At 47.4% G+C, this 18,015-nt stretch carries 16 protein-coding genes; 10 read left to right on the top strand and 6 right to left on the bottom strand.

Going from position 1 to position 18,015, the window contains the following annotated elements; genetic code table 11:
• Nucleotides 1-202 precede the first annotated feature (202 nt).
• Nucleotides 203-1,591, bottom strand: coding sequence for an APC family permease (locus A7K98_RS12010; RefSeq protein WP_087488774.1), 1,389 nt, complete (start codon nt 1,589-1,591; stop codon nt 203-205).
• 146 nt (nt 1,592-1,737) lie between these two features.
• Nucleotides 1,738-2,568 carry an AraC family transcriptional regulator gene (locus A7K98_RS12005; RefSeq protein ID WP_087488773.1) on the bottom strand — a complete coding sequence of 277 codons (831 nt, stop codon included), beginning with the start codon at nt 2,566-2,568 and terminating at the stop codon, nt 1,738-1,740.
• Nucleotides 2,569-2,775: 207 nt separating this feature from the next.
• Between A7K98_RS12005 and A7K98_RS12000 the strand changes: the two genes are divergently transcribed.
• The 5 genes from A7K98_RS12000 (at nt 2,776) to A7K98_RS11980 (ending at nt 7,909) form a co-directional block, all read left to right on the top strand.
• Nucleotides 2,776-3,915, top strand: coding sequence for a tyramine oxidase subunit B (locus A7K98_RS12000; RefSeq protein WP_087488772.1), 1,140 nt, complete (start codon nt 2,776-2,778; stop codon nt 3,913-3,915).
• Nucleotides 3,916-3,936: 21 nt separating this feature from the next.
• Nucleotides 3,937-4,359: a RidA family protein gene (locus A7K98_RS11995; RefSeq protein WP_087488771.1), complete on the top strand. Its 423-nt coding sequence runs from the start codon at nt 3,937-3,939 to the stop codon at nt 4,357-4,359.
• Nucleotides 4,360-4,375: 16 nt separating this feature from the next.
• Nucleotides 4,376-5,671 (top strand): NAD(P)/FAD-dependent oxidoreductase, encoded by a 1,296-nt coding sequence (locus A7K98_RS11990; RefSeq protein WP_087488770.1) that lies wholly within the window; start codon nt 4,376-4,378, stop codon nt 5,669-5,671.
• A gap of 293 nt (nt 5,672-5,964) precedes the next feature.
• Complete coding sequence (locus tag A7K98_RS11985; protein ID WP_157665944.1) at nt 5,965-7,344, top strand: GGDEF domain-containing protein; 1,380 nt, start codon at nt 5,965-5,967, stop codon at nt 7,342-7,344.
• Between the two features lie 148 nt (nt 7,345-7,492).
• Nucleotides 7,493-7,909, top strand: a complete 417-nt coding sequence (locus tag A7K98_RS11980) for an NUDIX hydrolase (RefSeq protein WP_087488768.1) — start codon at nt 7,493-7,495, stop codon at nt 7,907-7,909.
• On the opposite strand, the gene A7K98_RS11975 is transcribed toward A7K98_RS11980, so the two are convergent.
• Entirely contained in the window at nt 7,899-8,690 is a 792-nt protein-coding gene (locus A7K98_RS11975; protein WP_087488767.1) for an IclR family transcriptional regulator, read from the bottom strand. The genes A7K98_RS11980 and A7K98_RS11975 overlap by 11 nt on opposite strands.
• Nucleotides 8,691-8,828: 138 nt before the next feature.
• Here A7K98_RS11975 and A7K98_RS11970 point away from each other — a divergent pair, with 138 nt between their 5' ends.
• The 4 genes from A7K98_RS11970 (at nt 8,829) to A7K98_RS11955 (ending at nt 14,364) form a co-directional block, all read left to right on the top strand.
• Nucleotides 8,829-10,283 (top strand): NAD-dependent succinate-semialdehyde dehydrogenase, encoded by a 1,455-nt coding sequence (locus A7K98_RS11970; protein WP_087488766.1) that lies wholly within the window; start codon nt 8,829-8,831, stop codon nt 10,281-10,283.
• Between the two features lie 61 nt (nt 10,284-10,344).
• Nucleotides 10,345-11,511 carry an iron-containing alcohol dehydrogenase gene (locus tag A7K98_RS11965; protein ID WP_087488765.1) on the top strand — a complete coding sequence of 389 codons (1,167 nt, stop codon included), beginning with the start codon at nt 10,345-10,347 and terminating at the stop codon, nt 11,509-11,511.
• A gap of 48 nt (nt 11,512-11,559) precedes the next feature.
• Nucleotides 11,560-12,351: an AttM family quorum-quenching N-acyl homoserine lactonase gene (gene attM, locus A7K98_RS11960; RefSeq protein ID WP_198361106.1), complete on the top strand. Its 792-nt coding sequence runs from the start codon at nt 11,560-11,562 to the stop codon at nt 12,349-12,351.
• 732 nt (nt 12,352-13,083) lie between these two features.
• Nucleotides 13,084-14,364, top strand: a complete 1,281-nt coding sequence (locus tag A7K98_RS11955) for a hypothetical protein (RefSeq protein ID WP_087488764.1) — start codon at nt 13,084-13,086, stop codon at nt 14,362-14,364.
• Between the two features lie 93 nt (nt 14,365-14,457).
• On the opposite strand, the gene A7K98_RS11950 is transcribed toward A7K98_RS11955, so the two are convergent.
• Both A7K98_RS11950 and yajD read right to left on the bottom strand, forming a co-directional pair.
• Entirely contained in the window at nt 14,458-15,045 is a 588-nt protein-coding gene (locus A7K98_RS11950; protein ID WP_087488763.1) for a hypothetical protein, read from the bottom strand.
• A gap of 122 nt (nt 15,046-15,167) precedes the next feature.
• On the bottom strand, nt 15,168-15,515 hold the full coding sequence (gene yajD, locus A7K98_RS11945) for an HNH nuclease YajD (RefSeq protein WP_157665942.1): 348 nt from the start codon (nt 15,513-15,515) through the stop codon (nt 15,168-15,170).
• Nucleotides 15,516-15,976: 461 nt separating this feature from the next.
• Here yajD and A7K98_RS11940 point away from each other — a divergent pair, with 461 nt between their 5' ends.
• The gene (locus tag A7K98_RS11940; RefSeq protein WP_157665940.1) at nt 15,977-16,666 is read left to right on the top strand and encodes a lipopolysaccharide core heptose(II) kinase RfaY; all 690 of its coding nucleotides are present in this window, start codon (nt 15,977-15,979) and stop codon (nt 16,664-16,666) included.
• A gap of 349 nt (nt 16,667-17,015) precedes the next feature.
• Here A7K98_RS11940 and A7K98_RS11935 read toward each other — a convergent pair whose 3' ends face one another.
• A complete protein-coding gene (locus A7K98_RS11935) occupies nt 17,016-17,861 on the bottom strand; it encodes a fumarylacetoacetate hydrolase family protein (RefSeq protein WP_087488760.1) in 846 nt (281 codons plus the stop codon).
• Between the last annotated feature and the right edge of the window lie 154 nt (nt 17,862-18,015).

Below are 18,015 nucleotides of genomic sequence, written 5' to 3'. Positions count from 1 at the left end.
GAGACCGGAAGAATCTGGGCGAATGCAATCCTACTGTTGCGAGGTAGCAGGAGTTTTCAGTGAATTTAAAATAACGGAGTCAGCGGGTTAAAATTATGAATCAAAAGTTTACTCACTTCGTGCCGGTTTCTGATACAAAGTTAAATACTCATTGTCTCCGGCTGTCTGTCTGACAGCCGCGAGAAGATCAATCAGGTTATTATCAGACGCTAACTTTCACCGTCCTGCGTGCTGACAACAGATAGGCCGCAACCACACAGGCCAGGATAAACCACGGAATTAGCGTAATGACTTCCGAATCGCTACCGCTGAGGGTTTGCAGATTATTGATCACCAGAATAATGGTGATCGCCATGCAGATAAACGACAGTACCGGGGCCCAGAATACGGTAAATGCCTGGTGTGATGATTTTCTCTGACGAAAGAACATCATAACCGCCACACAAACTCCCAGTTGCAGGACCAGAATACACAGGGTAGCGAGTGCCGAACCGACCGCGAAAATATGTACCATGGGATCGAGACCGACGCCGCCGATACCGGCCAGTAATAACAGCATAATGGCGCTATGCAGGTGGCTGGCGTTGTGTGGGGTGCCGTTAGACGGGTGGGTTTTGCACAACTCTTTCCAGATGAGTCCGTCACGGCTGATATTGAAGATATAGCGCGAGATATTGTTGTGAAATGCCAGGGTAGCGGCAAACAGGCTGGTAATCAGCAGTACCGACATCGTTTCGACGGCCCACTCTCCGACATACTGGCGGGTGATGTTAAAGACAAAATTACCGGGGTCTTTTGCAGCAATGGCCACTATCTGAGAGAAACCGTAAGCCTGAATCAGTGCCCAGCTGGTAAAACAGAAGAAGCCGGTAATCAACAGTAATGCGCACAGCGTGGCATGGGGAACGGTTTTTTCCGGGTCCTTACACTCCTCGGCATAGATAGCTGTGGATTCAAAACCGATAAAACTGGCGATGGTGAAAATAAAAGCAATCCCGAGGTTTCCATGCAGAAATACCGAAGGTTCAAAAGACTGGAAACTGTAAGGCGCATTTTTCTTCACCAGCAAGGCAATATCGGTCAACAGGACAATGCCCACTTCTGCCAGCATGAGTACCCCAAGAATCTTACCGCCAATCTCGACCCGCTTAACACTCAGCATCCAGACCACCAGAATAAACAACATGCTTAACAGCCACCACGGGATATCAGCCCCTGTGTGCTGCTGAATAAACGCGGCAGTGAAATAGCCCAGCATTGCCACAATCGCAATCTGAATCGAAATATAAGCCATCAGTGCCAGCACCGAGGCAGATGCCCCCCAGTCTTTACCTATTCCGGTAGCAATATAAGTGTAAAACGCCCCCGAATTTTTGACGTGTCGGCTCATGGCTATAAACCCGACCGAAAACAGCATCAGGATAATGCAGGAAAAAATATAAAACACCGGAATACCGGCACCGTTACCGGAAATAATAGCCACAGGCAGTCCGCCGACTACCCCGGTCAGAGGGGATGCAGCAGCGACAACAAAGAAGACCAGGGAGAAAAGACCTAATGTATTTTTACGTAATCCGGAGTGCTCGCTCATCGCTGATACCTCTGTCAGAAGAGAAATCGCTCAGGCGATAAAGCCAACCTGAGACAGGTAATTTCCTGCATCATTTCTCAGCGACTGCGGCGGCGTATAGAATAAATCGGACAGGTGAACAGTGCAGCGCTGCACTGTTTTAGGGATTAATGGAAACGTAACCGGTGCTGATATTTATCACCTGCGATATGTTTCTGATAGTCGCCAGGCGTGGTACTCACCGACTTCTTAAATTCCCGCAGAAAATGGGACTGATCACTGAACCCCAGGTCGAATGCCAAATCACTGAATGACACGCTTTGCTGGCTGTGAAGACTGTTCAGTGCCGACTGGCACCTGAGGATTTTGCAAAATGCCTTAGGTGACAGGCCTGTATCCTGACGGAACTGGCGCTGTATGGTCCGACAGGAGTAGCCGGTGAGCGTTTCTAACTCGTCAATCCGGATATTGCCCTTGTATTGTTGCATGGTATTTATTACCTGGCTGGTCAGAGGGGAGGATTTTCTGACCAGTCGCGGGGTAAAAAACGCATTAAACAGGGCAATTTTTCTCTGGAAATCAGAGGTCTGAATAATCAGCTCAAAGGCCTGGCGCGCATCCGGGACCACATCCATAAAGCTGAACTCACGATCCGGAATTTCTCCGGCGCTGACATCCAGGAAGTCGGGGATCACGCCGGGGGCGAAGCGTACACCAAAATAATGATGGTGATGTTTCATATCAGCCCCACGGGCTTCCAGGGTGGTACCGCACACTCTGCCGCAAGGATTCAGTGCATCACAGTCAAATACTATATCCACACAGCCATCCGGGACTGCCAGAGTCACTTCTGCCGAAGGAGCGATATCAAAACTGTAAAAATGCGAGATGGCCGGATTGGCCGAGCCCAGCAACGAGTAGTGGCGGGCGGCATTCAGGACAAACCAGGGCTGTTCCGGCTGAAAACATCCTGATCTCACATAACTATTGCTCTGCATACATCACCCTGCACGGGAAGTTAAAAATAAGTTAAAGCAATTCCTGTGCCAGCGTTTTTATGGCGATGTCGCAAATATTCAATACAGCCCAGCCAGCGTCGCGGTATTTCTGTCAGCACCGTTGGTCACTGGGATGCTGTACCCGGATGTTCAACACTTAATCCGACTTTCTGAATATTGCGGCTCGAAGCCGTCCGGGAGATCAACATGAGTGATTCAACCAGGATTGATTTTATCTATTTATCTGAGCAGGACATGATCCGTGCCGGTGTGACAGACATGGCTGCCTGTGTCGACACGATGGAAGAGATGTTCGGGTTGTTGTATCACGGAGATTACCGTATGGCGGGTCCGAACAGCGACTCCCACGGCGCTATGGTGACCTTCCCCGAAAACTCGCCATTTCCGTCAATGCCGAAACCTACTGCCGATCGCCGGATGATGGCCATGCCAGCTTATCTGGGAGGGAATTTTGGAACTTCCGGAGTGAAATGGTACGGCTCAAATATTGCGAACCGGGAAAAAGGTCTGCCACGTTCCATTTTGCTGATGACCCTGAATGATGCCGATACCGGAGCGCCTCTGGCGCATATGTCGGCTAATCTGCTGTCGGCTTACCGTACCGGCGCGATTCCCGGGGTAGGAGCAAGGCATCTGGCACGTAAAGATTCACGGGTAGTGGGGCTGCTGGGGCCCGGGGTCATGGGTAAAACCACGCTGGCGGCATTTATGGCTGTCTGCCCACAGATTGATACCCTGAAAGTGAAAGGACGTGGTCAGCACAGTCTGGATAAATTTCTGAGCTGGGTTGCTCAAAGCTACCCACAGATCACCACAGTGCAGGTAGTAGATAGCCTGGAAGCGTTGGTGCGCGACAGTGACATTGTGACCTACTGTAATTCAGGAGAAACCGGAGACCCTTCTGCTTACCCGCTGGTTAAACGGGAGTGGGTCAAAGCGGGCGCATTCCTGGCTATGCCTGCGCTATGCAACATCGATGAAGCTATGGAACAACCTGATATTCGTAAAGTTCTTGATAACACCCGTCTGTACGAAGCCTGGGCAGAAGAGGTTCCGGCACCCGCCCACAATACTATTCCAATTATCGGCGTTCGTTTTATGGACATGATTGCCGAAGGCAAACTGCAACCACAGCAGCTTGAAGATATGGGGAAAATTGTCGCCGGTGCTGCCCCGGGACGTACTAACGATCAGGAGATCATCATTATGTCTGTCGGCGGGATGCCGGTCGAAGATGTTGCCTGGGCGACGGTGATTTACCGCAATGCTAAATCGCGTGGGATTGGTGTCACTCTGAATTTATGGGAAACCCCTGAACTTAGCTAACTGATAATACGAGGAAAGATAATGACTACTGTGACACGTTTAACCACCGGTTCTGAATTTGAAAAAAAAGCCAGCTACTCACGTATTGTGGCGGTAGATAACTGGATCTTTGTATCGAATACTGCGGGACGTAATCCGCTGACTAAACAAATCCCTGAGGATTTAAAGCAACAGACGCTGCAGGTATTTGCCAATATTGAGGCCGCACTGACGGCCGTGGATTCTTCTCTAAAAGATGTTGTTTGCTCACGGGTGTTTATTCAGCAACCTGACGATGTTGCACAGGTGATGGAAATCATTGGTGAGAAGTTCCGTGGCATCAACCCGGCAACCACCGTCACCTGCCCGCCGCTGGGTTCCACTGTCTATAAAGTGGAGTTAGAAGTCACCGCTTTCCGGGGTGCCGGAACGGCAGAAATCAGAGAGATCACTCTGTCACAGTAATCTGGAGAAAGCAGCTATGGCACCTGCAATACAGCCGGTTACAACCTCGTCAGGGATGCCGGCAGAAACCACAGTGGTGATTATCGGCGGAGGGATTGTCGGGCTGACTGCAGCACTCTGTCTGGCCGAACGCGGGATACCGGTGGTGGTTCTGGAAAAAGGCAGAATTGCCGCAGAACAGTCATCACGTAATCTGGGATGGATTCGTAAAACCAGCCGGGCAGCAGATGATGTTCCGCTGGCACAGGCGGCTGACCGGTTATGGGCAGCGATGGCTGAACGAACCGGTCATGATGTTGGGTATCGCCAGTCCGGAATTATGTTTGTTGCGCGCAATGAAGTGCAGATGGCTTTGCATGAAAAATGGCACTCCGGTGTCAGCGGCCTGTCGCTGGATACCCGCATATTATCAGCAAGTGAGATCGACCGTCTGGTGCCCGGCGGAAACAGTCGCTGGGCCGGAGGGATTTATACCGCTTCCGACGGACGTGCGGAACCGACTCTGGCGGCACCGGCTATTGCAGCAGCTGCGATGAAAAAGGGCGCAATTATACTGGAGCATTGTGCTGTCAGAACAGTGGTCACTAGTGGTGGCAATGTCTCGGGTGTTATCACAGAACAGGGTGAGATTCGTTGTGAACAGGTGCTGCTGGCTACCGGAGCCTGGTCGCGGCGCTTTCTCGGTAATCTGGGAATTAACCTGCCGACATTACCGTTGATTTGTTCTGTTCTTCGTACCCGACCGTTGCAGGGTCCCGGTGAGATTGCACTCGGCGCCCCGGACTTTTCGTTTCGGCGGCATTACAGTGGCGGCTATATAGTGACTCAGCGCGGAGCACTGGATGCTCCATTAACTCTTGACCATTTGCGGCTGGGCAGACGTTATCTGCCCCAGTTGAAACAGGCACGGGATAATCTGCGCATTTCACTGGGACGCGATTTTATTACCGATCTTGCCACGGCACGGCGCTGGTGCAGCCATCAGACCACCCCGTTTGAGCGGCAGAGGGTGCTTGACCCGGCAGCCAATCCGAAGTTAAACCAGGAAGCGCTGACTAACCTTCGGGCAGCCTGGCCGGTATTTGATCAGGCGACAGTCGCTGAATCCTGGGCGGGGGTAATTGATGTCACCCCTGACTCCACTCCGGTTATCGGCCCGGTAGATTCATTACCCGGGCTGACGCTGGCCTGTGGCTTTTCCGGACATGGTTTTGGAACTTCACCGGCGGCAGGTCAGCTGGCCGCCGATCTGGTCAGTGGTGAGACGCCACTGGTGGATCCGGTACCTTATCGTTTCTCCAGGTTGGCCTGATTCAGGAGTCCGGAATGCCGGTTATCAGTCATAGAATAGATGCTGACTGATAACCGGAACACCTGACCGTAGCGTTCACGGGGTTGGTGAGCCATGGTCATTTACTGGCATGGTTACCAGTAAGCTTAATAATCCGGGGGGGGGGGGGGGGGGGCTGATTAAGATTTTTACGATTTTAACTGGATTACCTGAAATTATTGAACTAACTTAACCCGCAATATGCAGTTTCTTTTTCTGATTATTGCCGCCAGATATTGCAGGGTTAGCTCACTATGCCGTTTAATTCAGGCTTGATGAAGTCGTCTATCATATTCTTTTTAGTCACCTTTATACTTTTTATTATTCCATTAAGCCTTGCTCAGACCAATAATATTGTATTTTTCTGGCCGGTAAATACAGTTTCGGCGTTGCTGATATTGTATATTTCGAGGAAAAAGTCTAAATATCGCCGGGTGACGGCTATTTTTCTTTATTGTTTGTATCTGCTGGCCGGAATTCTGGCATCACTAATTGCAGATGACTATAATTCTCTTTCTCAGTTACTGACACTGGTATGGATTAACTCTCTGCAGTTACTCTTTATCCCGCTGGTGGTCGCCATATTAGTGAAAAAACACTGGCTTATTTTTCCTTACCGAAAAACCATGTTAATGCTGATTCCGGTGGTCTGTGCCAGCCTGCTACAGTCATTATGTTATGCGGTATTTGCTGCTTATATCCAACAGCATCTGTCACTATTTGGTCTGATCGAATGGACCAGTGAGCAACTGGCCACCGGCCTGATGATGGTGATGATTGTCTACCCTTGTTTTTTTCGAAATGCTTTACGGGTTACAGGTATTAACAGACGACGTTTTATATTGCTGTTTGGTCTGATGGTACTGGTGCAGGTGCTGATGTTTTTTAACTACTGGCTGGGGGTTTCATCAATTGCCGCCCTGGCGCTGTTTATTTCAGCCCGTTATCTTAGTTTCTATGCGGCAGTATTTTATAACGGCATGTTTTTATTAATGTGTTCGTTGATGCGAGGCTATTACTATCTGAAAACCGATGCTGTTAGCTATGGCGGAAGTATATACCGGGAGATATTCTCTCATCGTCTGGAGGATATTTCTCTGGCAGTTATTTCTGTGTTTCTGTGTGAGTTGATGCACTGGAAGCAACGAGCGGTAAACAGGATGACCCGGCAGTCTCAAACAGATTTTTTAACCAGACTGTATAACCGGCGTTACGTATTTTCCAACAAAAACATGATAGCTTCGGGCCGGCAACAAGGATTTATTTTGCTGGATATCGATAATTTCAAAAGTATTAATGACAATTACGGGCACGATTGCGGAGATGATGTACTGAAGGCCATTTCTGCGACCTTAAAAGAGTTGCGCACTCCCGGAGTGATATTATCCCGTTGGGGAGGGGAGGAATTTTTTGTGACGTTAAGCAGTCAGCACCGCCATGAATTTATCGCATTTTGTGACCAGTTGCTGGAAACGGTAAGAGCAACAAAAATTATCAGTCAGGAAACGGAAATCCCACCGGTGACGGTAAGTTGTGGTGCGGTATTTAACCCTGTTTATCAGGGGAATTTTGAAGAGATGATCTCTGTTGCTGACAAAATGCTTTATCAGGCAAAGGCGCAGGGTAAAGATCGTTATGTTATCTGTGATATCTGACTGACCGGGTGATATTTACTGCCAGCCATTCTGCTTCGGATGCTTTAATCCGGAAGACATCAGACGCGAGCCTGTCGTCAGGCACCATAAATCAGGGTATGCTGACCGGCGTATTTCATTTCGTTTGCTGATTTATCCCGGAGTTTTCATGTCTGAAACCAACGTTATCCGTATTGCCGCCGCGGTTATCACCGATCAACAACAACGCATGCTGCTGGTCAGGAAAAAAAACACCCGTTATTTTATGCAGCCCGGCGGTAAAATCGAGCCACAGGAGTCGGCTCAGGCCGCTGTCATCAGGGAACTTCAGGAAGAGCTTAACCTGTCGCTGGAGGCGGATGAGCTGATTCCGATGGGACAGTTTAGCGACAATGCCGCTAATGAACCGGGCTATATCGTACAGGCCACGTTGTTTCGCACCGAACAACCGCTGAGTGAAGTGACGGCAGCAGCAGAAATCGAAGAAGTTCGCTGGCTCTCACGCGAGGAAGCCAACACGATACTGCTGGCTCCGCTAACTCAAAATATTATTATTCCGCGTGTATGGGGAGAAATTACCGGTTAACTTCCCGACCGAGTCTGGCTGAGAGTGAGGCAGCAATCTCAAGCAACTTCTGACCGACGGTTTCAATGGTCTGTGGGCCGGCTTCCTGTTGTAGCAGGCTGACGGCCAGACCGGCCACCGCCTGACCGGAAAAATCTCTTACCGGAGCGCCGATACACAACATACCCTCGCGGATCTGCCCATTGTCTATCGAATAGCCACATTGTCGTACCCGGGCGAGCTCCGTGGTTAAGGCACTGGCAGATTTCACACTGTGGCTGGTGAGTGATTCCGGCCAGCGATCAGCAAAACGTCGGCCAATCTCCTCATCACTCAGGGTACTGAGAATAGCTTTACCGGTGGCGGTAAAAGGAGCTGGCAGCCGCATGCCGATACTGAAAGTAAAGCCCAGAGCGGCTTTGCTGTTAGAACAGGCAATATAGACCACCTGACAATCATCCAGTACCGTAAGGGTTACAGTAAATCCGCGTAACTCATTTCTCCCCTGCAACAGCTGCTGAAATTCAGCGATCAAATCAGTCTGATCGAGGAAAGCATTGGCCCAGCTCATAATTCGGGAACCGACCCGGTAAGTACCGTCATTAGTGCGTATCAACAGCCCTTCATCCACCAGTGCAGCACAGAGTCCGTGTACCGAACTTTTGGGTAACCCTAACTGGCTGACAATGCCGGTAAAACTTAGTGGTGTGGCGGACTGACTGACCAAATCAAGAATCTGCACTGACCGGCGTAATGCCGGTACTGTCGTTCCCTGGCTCTCTTCTGATGAATTTTTAGGCATCGATCCCACTTCTTTAACAGTAATTTGACGTTTTGTTTATAATTACGCAAAATTCATTCTAATGAATTTAGTTCAATAGGTTGAACTTTGTCCACTAAAACTGCCCGGTCAGGCTGGTCAGTAAAAACGGAGAAAATGATGCTTAAGTTACGTGATCCTTCCCTGTTCAGGGAAACCTGCCTGCTGGCAGGTGAATGGCGTTCGGCGGCTGATGGCGCCACCCTCCCGGTAAACAACCCGGCAACCCTCGGGATAATAGCCAATGTTCCCCGTCTTGCACAGGCAGAAGCTGAACTGGCGGTGGTTTCTGCTCAGCAAGCCTTTGTTCAGTGGCGACAACAAACTGCCAGTCAGCGTTGTGCCTTGCTGCGCCGCTGGTTCGAACTGATTGTTGAAAATCGTGAAGATCTGGCAGCGATTATGACCGCTGAACAGGGCAAGCCGCTGGCTGAATCACGCGGCGAAGTGAGCTACGCGGCATCATTTATCGACTGGTTCGCTGAAGAAGGTAAGCGCATTTATGGTGATGTCATTCCACCCACCCAACCAGATAAACGGTTGCTGGTGATCAAACAGCCGGTGGGCGTCTGTGCCGCTATCACACCGTGGAATTTTCCTGCCGCTATGATCACCCGTAAAGCCGCGCCTGCACTGGCTGCAGGTTGTGTGATGATCGTCAAACCCGCAGAACAGACTCCTTTAACAGCACTGGCTCTGGGAGAACTGGCGGTGCGTGCGGGAATTCCGGCAGGGGTACTGCAGGTAATTACCGGTGATGCCAAAGTGATTGGCGAGGTACTGACCCGCAGCGATGTGGTCAGAAAATTATCATTCACCGGCTCAACTGCAGTAGGCCGGTTATTAATGGCCCAGTGCGCACCAACAATTAAACGTTTGTCTCTGGAGCTGGGGGGAAATGCCCCGTTTATTGTCTTCGATGATGCAGATCTCGAGGCGGCTGTGGATGGTGCAATCCAGTCAAAATACCGCAACGCAGGGCAGACCTGCGTGTGCACTAATCGCTTTCTGGTGCAGTCAGGGATTTATGACCGCTTTGCACAACGACTGGCAGAGAAAGTCGCTGCACTTAAAACCGGTGATGGCACGGCAGAGGGAGTGCAGATTGGCCCGTTAATTGATGAGGACGCAGTAGCCAAAGTACAACAGCATCTGCAGGATGCGCAGCAAAAGGGCGGTAAGGTCATTATCGGCGGTGAACGCCTGACCCCGCAGGGGCTGTTTATCACCCCGGCGATAATTGTAAATGCTGAGCGTGGGATGCTGATTGCCCGGGAAGAGACCTTCGGGCCGGTGGCTCCTCTGTTCCGTTTTGATACCGAACAGCAGGCGATTGAAATGGCGAACGATACCGAATTCGGTCTGGCGGCTTATTTTTATACCGAAAGTAGCCGACGGATGTGGCGGGTCTCAGAGGCCCTGGAATATGGCATGGTCGGACACAATACCGGACTGATTTCTAACGAGGTCGCGCCGTTTGGCGGGATCAAGCAATCAGGCATCGGCCGAGAAGGTTCAAAATACGGTATCGAAGAGTATCTGGAGATTAAGTATCTCTGCACTACCACAGGCTAAGTAGTCACTTTTACTCCCTGAGACATTATCGCGGCAATAGCCGGTCAGTAAGGAACCCTTTATGTCAGAGTTTAATAAGCCTTTTGAATTTACTACAGTGCCTTCCATTCTCGTGGAATGGGAAGGCGCTCGTCGTCTGGGCGAGATTCTTGCCGGACGTTTTACTGAACGCCAGGTACTGATTGTTACCGATGGCGGGTTGGTGAAAGCGGGGCTACTGGAGCCGGTAGAGCAAAGCCTGCGCAGCCACGGGTTTGAGGTAACAGTGTTTGATCGGGTGGTGGCCGATCCTCCGGAAGCACTGGTACTGGAGTCAGCACAACTGGCAAGAGATCACCAAATCAATCTGGTGGTTGGCTTAGGCGGTGGTTCATCGCTGGATGTGGCAAAACTTACGGCAATTCTGGCCAATTCTTCGCAGGAGCTCAGTGGATTATACGGAATAGATAATGTCCGGGGACAACGTCTGCCTCTGGTACAAATCCCGACCACCGCAGGAACAGGGTCAGAAGTCACTAATATTTCGATCCTCACTACTGGCGAAACTACCAAAATGGGGGTTGTTTCACGCCAGCTGTACTGCGATTTTGTGCTGCTGGATGCTCAGCTCACTGTGGGGCTGCCGGCAACCCATACCGCTGCGACCGGAATCGATGCGATGGTGCACGCCATTGAAGCCTACACCAGTCAGCATAAAAAGAATCCATTGTCAGATGCGCTGGCGCGTGAAGCATTACGTCTGATTTCCGGGCAACTGGTGATTGCCTGCCGCAATGGCAGCGACCGCAAAGCCCGTGAAGCGGTGCTGCTGGGCGCGACTCTGGCTGGACAGGCATTTTCGAATTCACCGGTAGCCGCTGTGCATGCGCTGGCTTACCCGCTGGGCGGGCATTATCACATCCCTCATGGTCTCTCAAACGCGCTGATGCTGGGTGCGGTACTGCGTTACAACGCCAGGCAGGCAGCACCTTTATACGCAGAACTGGCGGATGTGCTGAATGTTGCTGCGGGAGGAGATGTTAACGCGCGTTGTGATGCTTTTATCGAAGAAATGATCCGCATTATGGATGAAAGCGGTGCGCCAAGACGTTTACGTGATGTCGGAGTGAAAGAAGATACCCTGCCGTTACTGGCCTCTGACGCGATGAAACAGACACGTTTGCTGATAAATAACCCAGTAGAGGTTACTGAAGCCGACGCGCTGGACCTGTACCGGCAGGCTTTTTAAGCCGCAGCCACTGTACCCTACGTACTGAAAGCTAAAGGACATCTCACCATGACTGATATTCGCTTATATATGTTTCAGACCGGCTCGCTGAAATGCAAAGTACACAACATCAAAATGAATCAGGGCGATGGCGCTGATTATGAAATCCCGGTGCCATTTTTTCTGCTCACTCATCCGCAAGGTCATACGCTGATTGATGGCGGAAATGCTGTGGAAACAGCCACCGATCCTAAAGGTTACTGGGGAGGCATTACCGATGTTTACTGGCCGGTAATGCATGAGGACCAGGGGTGCGTGGCGCAACTGAAAAAAATGGGCATACAACCGGAAGATATTCGCTACGTTCTGCAGTCACATCTGCATCTTGATCATACCGGCGCCGTAGGGCGGTTCCCGAATGCCACTCATATTGTTCAGCGCCGCGAATATGAATATGCCTTTACTCCGGACTGGTTTGCCGCAGGCGGATATATCCGCAACGATTTCGATCGTCCCGGCCTGAAATGGGAATTTCTCAACGGAGAGAACAATGATTTTTATGATATTTACGGAGACGGCACCCTGAAAACGGTCTTTACCCCCGGCCACTCACCCGGCCACCAGTCGGTACTGGTGACATTGCCAAACAACGGCCCGCTGCTACTGACCATTGATGCTGCCTACACCATGGATCACTGGGATGAAAAAGCGCTGCCTGGCTTTATGTCGTCGGCGGTAGAAGCGGTACGCTCGGTGCAAAAGATGCACAGTGTAGTAGACCGCACCGGGGCCAAAGTAGTCACCGGCCACGACCCTGATGCCTGGCCATCATTCCGCCATGCTCCGGAATATTATGATTAAAAGTTGTGTCAATTATCAATTCGCGCGGGAAAATCCTGCGCGAAAAGTCATATGGTATAATTGTTTGGAATTTAAATACGTAAGATTAATTTACAATCAACAGACTAATTATAAATCTAGAAGGATTTGTACACTACTTGGTACAATTCCTTTTATCCCTTATCGTCAGCATATTGCTGAAAATTGCATACTAAATATTGTCGGGCGCTTGAGCACAATACTTCATCACCCTATCCTTAGGATATCTGAGGTACGCTGAAAACAAGGAATTTCCCATCAGTATTATAACGTAACTGGAAAACTATGGGGTCGCGCATTGCACATCAGATCTTCGATTAGCTCAATGCTGACTAGGCGAAAAATTTTTTAAATCATTGAAAGAAAAAATCATAAAGTGGATCTCTATGTCTTTTAATTCGTTATACAGTGCATTGTGGATGGATATCGAACTTTTTTTAGATTTGGTATTGATAATGTACATACTATGCAAAAGAAAAATTCAGAAATTAAAGGCATCGAGTTTTCGTATCTTATCAGCGTGAGTGAGCACGGTTTTCTGGAAGTTGATATTAAGAGTTTTGATGGTTAGTATATTAAGAGTTACTGTTTTTTAACGTGTTAAGTCAGAGCGTTTAGCCTTAACAGAATGAAAAATTTGATGATTGTTCGAATTATAGTAGTGACTTTAGCTTGCCTGAAATGGGCTGGAAATACCATCTAGGAGGGTAATATATGGAATATATAAAAAAACAATTGGTAATGGATATTGGTAATCAGGAGGAACTATCCGCTTCTTTAGACATGTACAATATGTTTCACCACCTGATTCCTGAGTATAAATTTGTTTTTTCTTCCCCAAAAGGACCGTATCCTGGGTTTTCATCTAATAAAAAATTCAAAAATGGGGCATCCATTAGGTCATTATTCAATGATGAGCATGTAATAGTAATGGACCCAGAAACTATAGCGGAGATGTTTAGTGAAAAGGGATGTTCGACCTTCAAAATTGATTATTCTATATCATTAGACACACAGGCGTTGAGCTACCTTCATCCTTATGTCAATGGCAAGAAAGCAGGGATTAATGACGACATAGAGGAAATATTCAATTTTATCTCTAATGAAGACACTCAGGTTGATTCTGTTTTATATGAAATTGAAAATTTAAAAAGTATGGATAGTGATGACAACCACCATAAGATATTTGACAAGTTACTAGGCTATGAGTTTATAAAAGAATTTGATGCAAGTAAATTTCATCAGACAGGTTGTTTAAGTAGCAAGAAATCAAAGGCTGAACTTCTCATGAATACGGACAGGCATTTTAGAAATATGCTGGATAAAAATAAAAATGAAGAGTTTAGAAAAGCTATGCTTGAAAGATATAACTGCATATACATATATATTCTTAAAATAAGCATTATCCAAATAAGTTCACCTTCTCGATCGTTTAAAAATAAAATGCTGGAGTTGTTAAGGTTTGCTCATGAGAAAGCTTCCTTCTTTGCTACTCGAGAGTTAATTGTTGCTGCTGAATTTTTTGAAAAAGGCACAGGTTTTAAATTTTTTAGTAAGGTACACAAAAATTCGAAAAACATTTGGCAAGCCCTTCGGGGAATGACTTGGGATCTGGCTCATTATAGGTACCTGGAGCAAGCAATAACTTTTAACATGGGAAATGGAGAAAGGTATTTTTTCCCAGGTTTACTATCCTGTGATAAGGGGTTTATCGAGGTTATGGAACTTACCTCTTTAAAAGCAGTGGCTTTTAACTCTAATGAAGGACCACCTATTCTTTTCTACCACTCTAAAGACATGGAGAAAATAACCGCGAATTTACCTGAGTTATATGAGTTCTACATGAAACTGAGCACTATCGAAAACGTTGAGCTAAGAGGGAATGTACGTAATTCAGTAGAATACAACTTAAATTCAATTGTCACTGAACTTGAGGAAGAACTAGAGATTGTTTCAAATGTTGCTCGTCCGAATAATATTATCTTAGATAGCTGAAGTCACTTGTTGTCTTGATTTATATTAATATACTGATTTAAAGATAATCATATATGATTTGATATTTTTTAACCACGTCCATCGTTATGCCGGTTAAAATATAACTTTTCCAGGGCTTAAACTTCCGGGCCATTGCCAGCCCATTGTTGTTACAGAGTCTATTACATCACAAGCCAGTGATACAGTTGATTTTTGTATTTGTATCAGATAATTGGTGTCAATTTCTGTGTTAAAGACGTTCTGTTTTTTGTCAACGAATAAGGGAATTGAGCGACCATGTTTGTCGGGGGCCTGCCAGAAAGCATGACATAGTACGTTTCTAAATTGTCGTAGTTGATTAATGTCTTCACATAATTCATCGATATAATCAATTTTAACATTAGGATTTGATTTTACTGACTTTTTATATGATTCAGTAAGATCGTAAAGTTGGTCGGAAAGAGCTTTTTGGAGTTTGATAAACCATTTACTGTATTCCTCCTCAATATCATCAGGAGAGTAGGGAGTGGTTGCAGTAAAAGAAAATATTGCTTTAGCGAGAGTTTCTTCCAGAAAGCCGAATGTTGCGATAGTCCTGCCTAACTGCTCACAAAAATGGCTATCGTGTCTGTGGGTAGGAAAATTTTCAGGGAGTTTCGCTCTGTCTACAATATGAGCGGGTTGTTTTGGTGAGCTTTTCATCTTCTTCCTTGAACAGTTAAGATCTTACAATTTTTGTAGGTTCAGGATGGTGTTATAACTATCTAAATTCGTTGGCACGAAATGAAACAGGGCATTCTCACAGCCCTGTTACTCACACAAACTCACTTCTTCTTATTCAGCATCGCCTGCAAATCGGCAAACGGATTGTAGGTGGCTGCACCGACATCTTTCTGTGCATCGTCACCGGCAACAACACGGGTACCGTACTGATCGGCTTCAGTATACTTTGAATGTTCATGGTCATGACAGTACAGACACAATAATTCCCAGTTACTGCCGTCTTCCGGGTTATTGGTGTGATCATGATCGATATGGTGAACTGTCAGTTCGCGCAGGTTTGAATAGACAAACTCCCGCGAGCACCGGCCACATATCCACGGGTATATTTTTAATGCTTTCTCGCGATAACCGCTTTCCAGCCGTGCGTAGTTTTTTGGGATCAATGCCATTGCTGATGCTACCTGTGAACAAGATAAAGTGAGACAAGCCGCTACTATAGCCTAACCCAACCAATAATGGGAACGGGCAGGGGGCAGGATCGCGTGTTACTCAACTGACGGTCCGGTGGAAGCGCATGTTTCAGAATCTGCCGCCAGCCCCGGAGAATGATATTCCCTTTACGTCCGACTGTTCGTTGGCTACCCCTTCTTTTATCTGCCAGGTCCACGCAAAAGCGAGAATAGCTTCCTGTTAAGGGTCTCTGCAGGGTAAATACCGTCGTATTACCGTGCTTAACTCATTATTGCACGTTGGTGCAGCACGCCGGGAAATTATTATCCCTCAGTGATTATCATCACTGGTAATTATCACTGTTCTGTGAATCAGATAAATAGCAATAAATGTTAAGGTCTTGTCTGCCTGAAAGATATAATTTCTTAACTTTACATTAAGAATAATAAATGGTTACATTTTGTTGATAAATAAAACAAAATCTTTTGGCTATGATATTTACTTCACTGAAGAGGGTGCGATTTTCCATGACCTTATCTTTAGCGATAATTTTGAACGGTTTGTGGTTAAAAAATTCCCCAGCGGAAATGCGCTGCGGGATGTTTATCTGGTCAGGTATATTTCGAAGTATTTCATTGTAAAACGCGACAGAGAAATAGACGGGCGACTGGAGAAGCGGTTGCAGAACTTTATTTATAGTTCAGCGAACCTGCGTTTAATGCGTTATTTAAATAAAGGCCGTGACTGGCTGCTGAATTACACCCCCAATGTCTACTTTATCGCCGAAAAGAGAAAATTCAGACAATGCGTTGATAGCTATGCTGTTTTTGAGTTTATTGATGGATCGTCGATTGGTGAAATTAATCACTCCAACATTAGCAATGTCAGTGATTGCATCTCGGCACTTCATAAAGGCGGGTTATCTTCCAATGATATCCATGCGGGCAATTTTATTGTCAGCAGCGAAGGGCAACTGAAAGTGATCGATTTATCCTTTAAAGGCAGCCTGGCGATGTGTAAAGCGAATGATACGCTGATTCTGGAGAGCAAGTATCAGGTGAAGGCCGCCCGAAAAACTTTTTATTATTACCTGATCAAAATAAGAAATAATCTCCGCTCTCTGTCGCGGAAAGTACGCGGTAAATCCTGACTATTTGCCGCAGTATTTACTCATAGTGTCAGTTTTTTCAATGAAATAACGCTTTGACTGGCAGGTAAATTATAAATCTTCGTTGTTGGTTATTGTTAGCGGGTGAATTATCTGTTGGTCCATCATCTGCCAGTTAGCGCTTCTTCCTGCCTCTGATACCTGAAAATATCACTGGTGCCGTTTATCTCTGGTATTTATCTTTATATGTTACGTAACATTCGGGCTAACTTTGATTCTGAATGGATCTTTTATACTGTGATAAGCGATTTTTTTCGCAAGTTGCTGTCTGATATCAGCCAGCAGCTATCATCAGGCCGGTACGCAGACCAACCTGACAAGATGGTGCGGCTTAAGGCTGACGGGTAACCCGTTGATTCTGATAACCCAGTTTTTCAATATGAATACGAATCTGGTCACCGTTTTGCAGCCATATCGGTTCCGGTTTCATCCCCAGACCAACACCTGCCGGCGTTCCGGTTGCGATAAGATCGCCGGGATATAGCGTCATATACTGGCTGACATAAGAAACAATATCTGCCACCGAAAAAATCATTTGTGAAGTGTTACTGTCCTGTCGCTTCTCACCGTTAACCTCAAGCCAGATCGCCAGAGACTGGGGGTCACCGGCCTCTTCTTTGGTTACAATGTAAGGTCCGGCAGGTCCAAAGGTGTCACAACCTTTGCCTTTATCCCACTGTGAACACTGGAACTGGAATCCACGGTCCGACACATCGTTAACGATACAGTAGCCTGCGACGAAAGAGAGTGCATCCTGTTTACTGACCTGCTTAGCCGTCCGGCCAATGACAATTCCCAGTTCCGCTTCCCAGTCCAGTTTGGTGGAGTGAGGAGGGGCAATAATATCGTCGTCCGGTCCATTCAGGCAGCCAGGGGCTTTAAAGAAAATCACCGGCTCTTCCGGTACCGGCAGATTTGCCTCTTTGGCATGATCCAGATAGTTAAGTCCGATACCGATAAACTTACTGACAGATTTCAGTGGTGAACCAAACCGCTGCTCTCCCTCGACCACCGGCAGGGAGGCAACAGAAGCTTCATTACTGATAAATTCAAGCACCGTGGTTAACGTTTCCGGCGAAATATCATCGATAACTGAAGACAAGTCGCGTAACTGCTGGTGACCGTCAATCACGCCGGGCTTTTCATGACCGGCATCACCATAACGACAGATTTTCATGTACACCTCATTGATGAGAAAGAAAAAGAACGGCTATCGTCAGTGCAGACTGGTCTCTGAGAGCTGTTTACCGGAACCGGATATAGGTTTCCAGGCAGGGCTGCTACTGACAGAGTCGAAACGACAGAGTCTACCGTATTCATCAGGGTGAAAA

Source organism: Tatumella citrea, assembly GCF_002163585.1.
Classification (GTDB): domain Bacteria; phylum Pseudomonadota; class Gammaproteobacteria; order Enterobacterales; family Enterobacteriaceae; genus Tatumella; species Tatumella citrea.
The sequence above is the reverse complement of the archived record's forward strand: the minus strand, read 5'-3'. Positions and strand labels throughout refer to the sequence as shown.

What these genes read in the sequence shown, in the direction of transcription:
- attM (WP_198361106.1), top strand. Translation starts at nt 11,560, where the DNA reads ATGACTGATATTCGCTTATATATGTTTCAGACCGGCTCGCTGAAATGC.
- A7K98_RS11995 (WP_087488771.1), top strand. Translation starts at nt 3,937, where the DNA reads ATGACTACTGTGACACGTTTAACCACCGGTTCTGAATTTGAAAAAAAA.
- A7K98_RS11980 (WP_087488768.1), top strand. Translation starts at nt 7,493, where the DNA reads ATGTCTGAAACCAACGTTATCCGTATTGCCGCCGCGGTTATCACCGAT.
- A7K98_RS11985 (WP_157665944.1), top strand. Translation starts at nt 5,965, where the DNA reads ATGAAGTCGTCTATCATATTCTTTTTAGTCACCTTTATACTTTTTATT.
- A7K98_RS12000 (WP_087488772.1), top strand. Translation starts at nt 2,776, where the DNA reads ATGAGTGATTCAACCAGGATTGATTTTATCTATTTATCTGAGCAGGAC.
- A7K98_RS11955 (WP_087488764.1), top strand. Translation starts at nt 13,084, where the DNA reads ATGGAATATATAAAAAAACAATTGGTAATGGATATTGGTAATCAGGAG.
- A7K98_RS11935 (WP_087488760.1), bottom strand. Translation starts at nt 17,861, where the DNA reads ATGAAAATCTGTCGTTATGGTGATGCCGGTCATGAAAAGCCCGGCGTG.
- A7K98_RS11975 (WP_087488767.1), bottom strand. Translation starts at nt 8,690, where the DNA reads ATGCCTAAAAATTCATCAGAAGAGAGCCAGGGAACGACAGTACCGGCA.
- A7K98_RS12005 (WP_087488773.1), bottom strand. Translation starts at nt 2,568, where the DNA reads ATGCAGAGCAATAGTTATGTGAGATCAGGATGTTTTCAGCCGGAACAG.
- A7K98_RS11990 (WP_087488770.1), top strand. Translation starts at nt 4,376, where the DNA reads ATGGCACCTGCAATACAGCCGGTTACAACCTCGTCAGGGATGCCGGCA.
- yajD (WP_157665942.1), bottom strand. Translation starts at nt 15,515, where the DNA reads ATGGCATTGATCCCAAAAAACTACGCACGGCTGGAAAGCGGTTATCGC.
- A7K98_RS11950 (WP_087488763.1), bottom strand. Translation starts at nt 15,045, where the DNA reads ATGAAAAGCTCACCAAAACAACCCGCTCATATTGTAGACAGAGCGAAA.
- A7K98_RS12010 (WP_087488774.1), bottom strand. Translation starts at nt 1,591, where the DNA reads ATGAGCGAGCACTCCGGATTACGTAAAAATACATTAGGTCTTTTCTCC.
- A7K98_RS11970 (WP_087488766.1), top strand. Translation starts at nt 8,829, where the DNA reads ATGCTTAAGTTACGTGATCCTTCCCTGTTCAGGGAAACCTGCCTGCTG.
- A7K98_RS11965 (WP_087488765.1), top strand. Translation starts at nt 10,345, where the DNA reads ATGTCAGAGTTTAATAAGCCTTTTGAATTTACTACAGTGCCTTCCATT.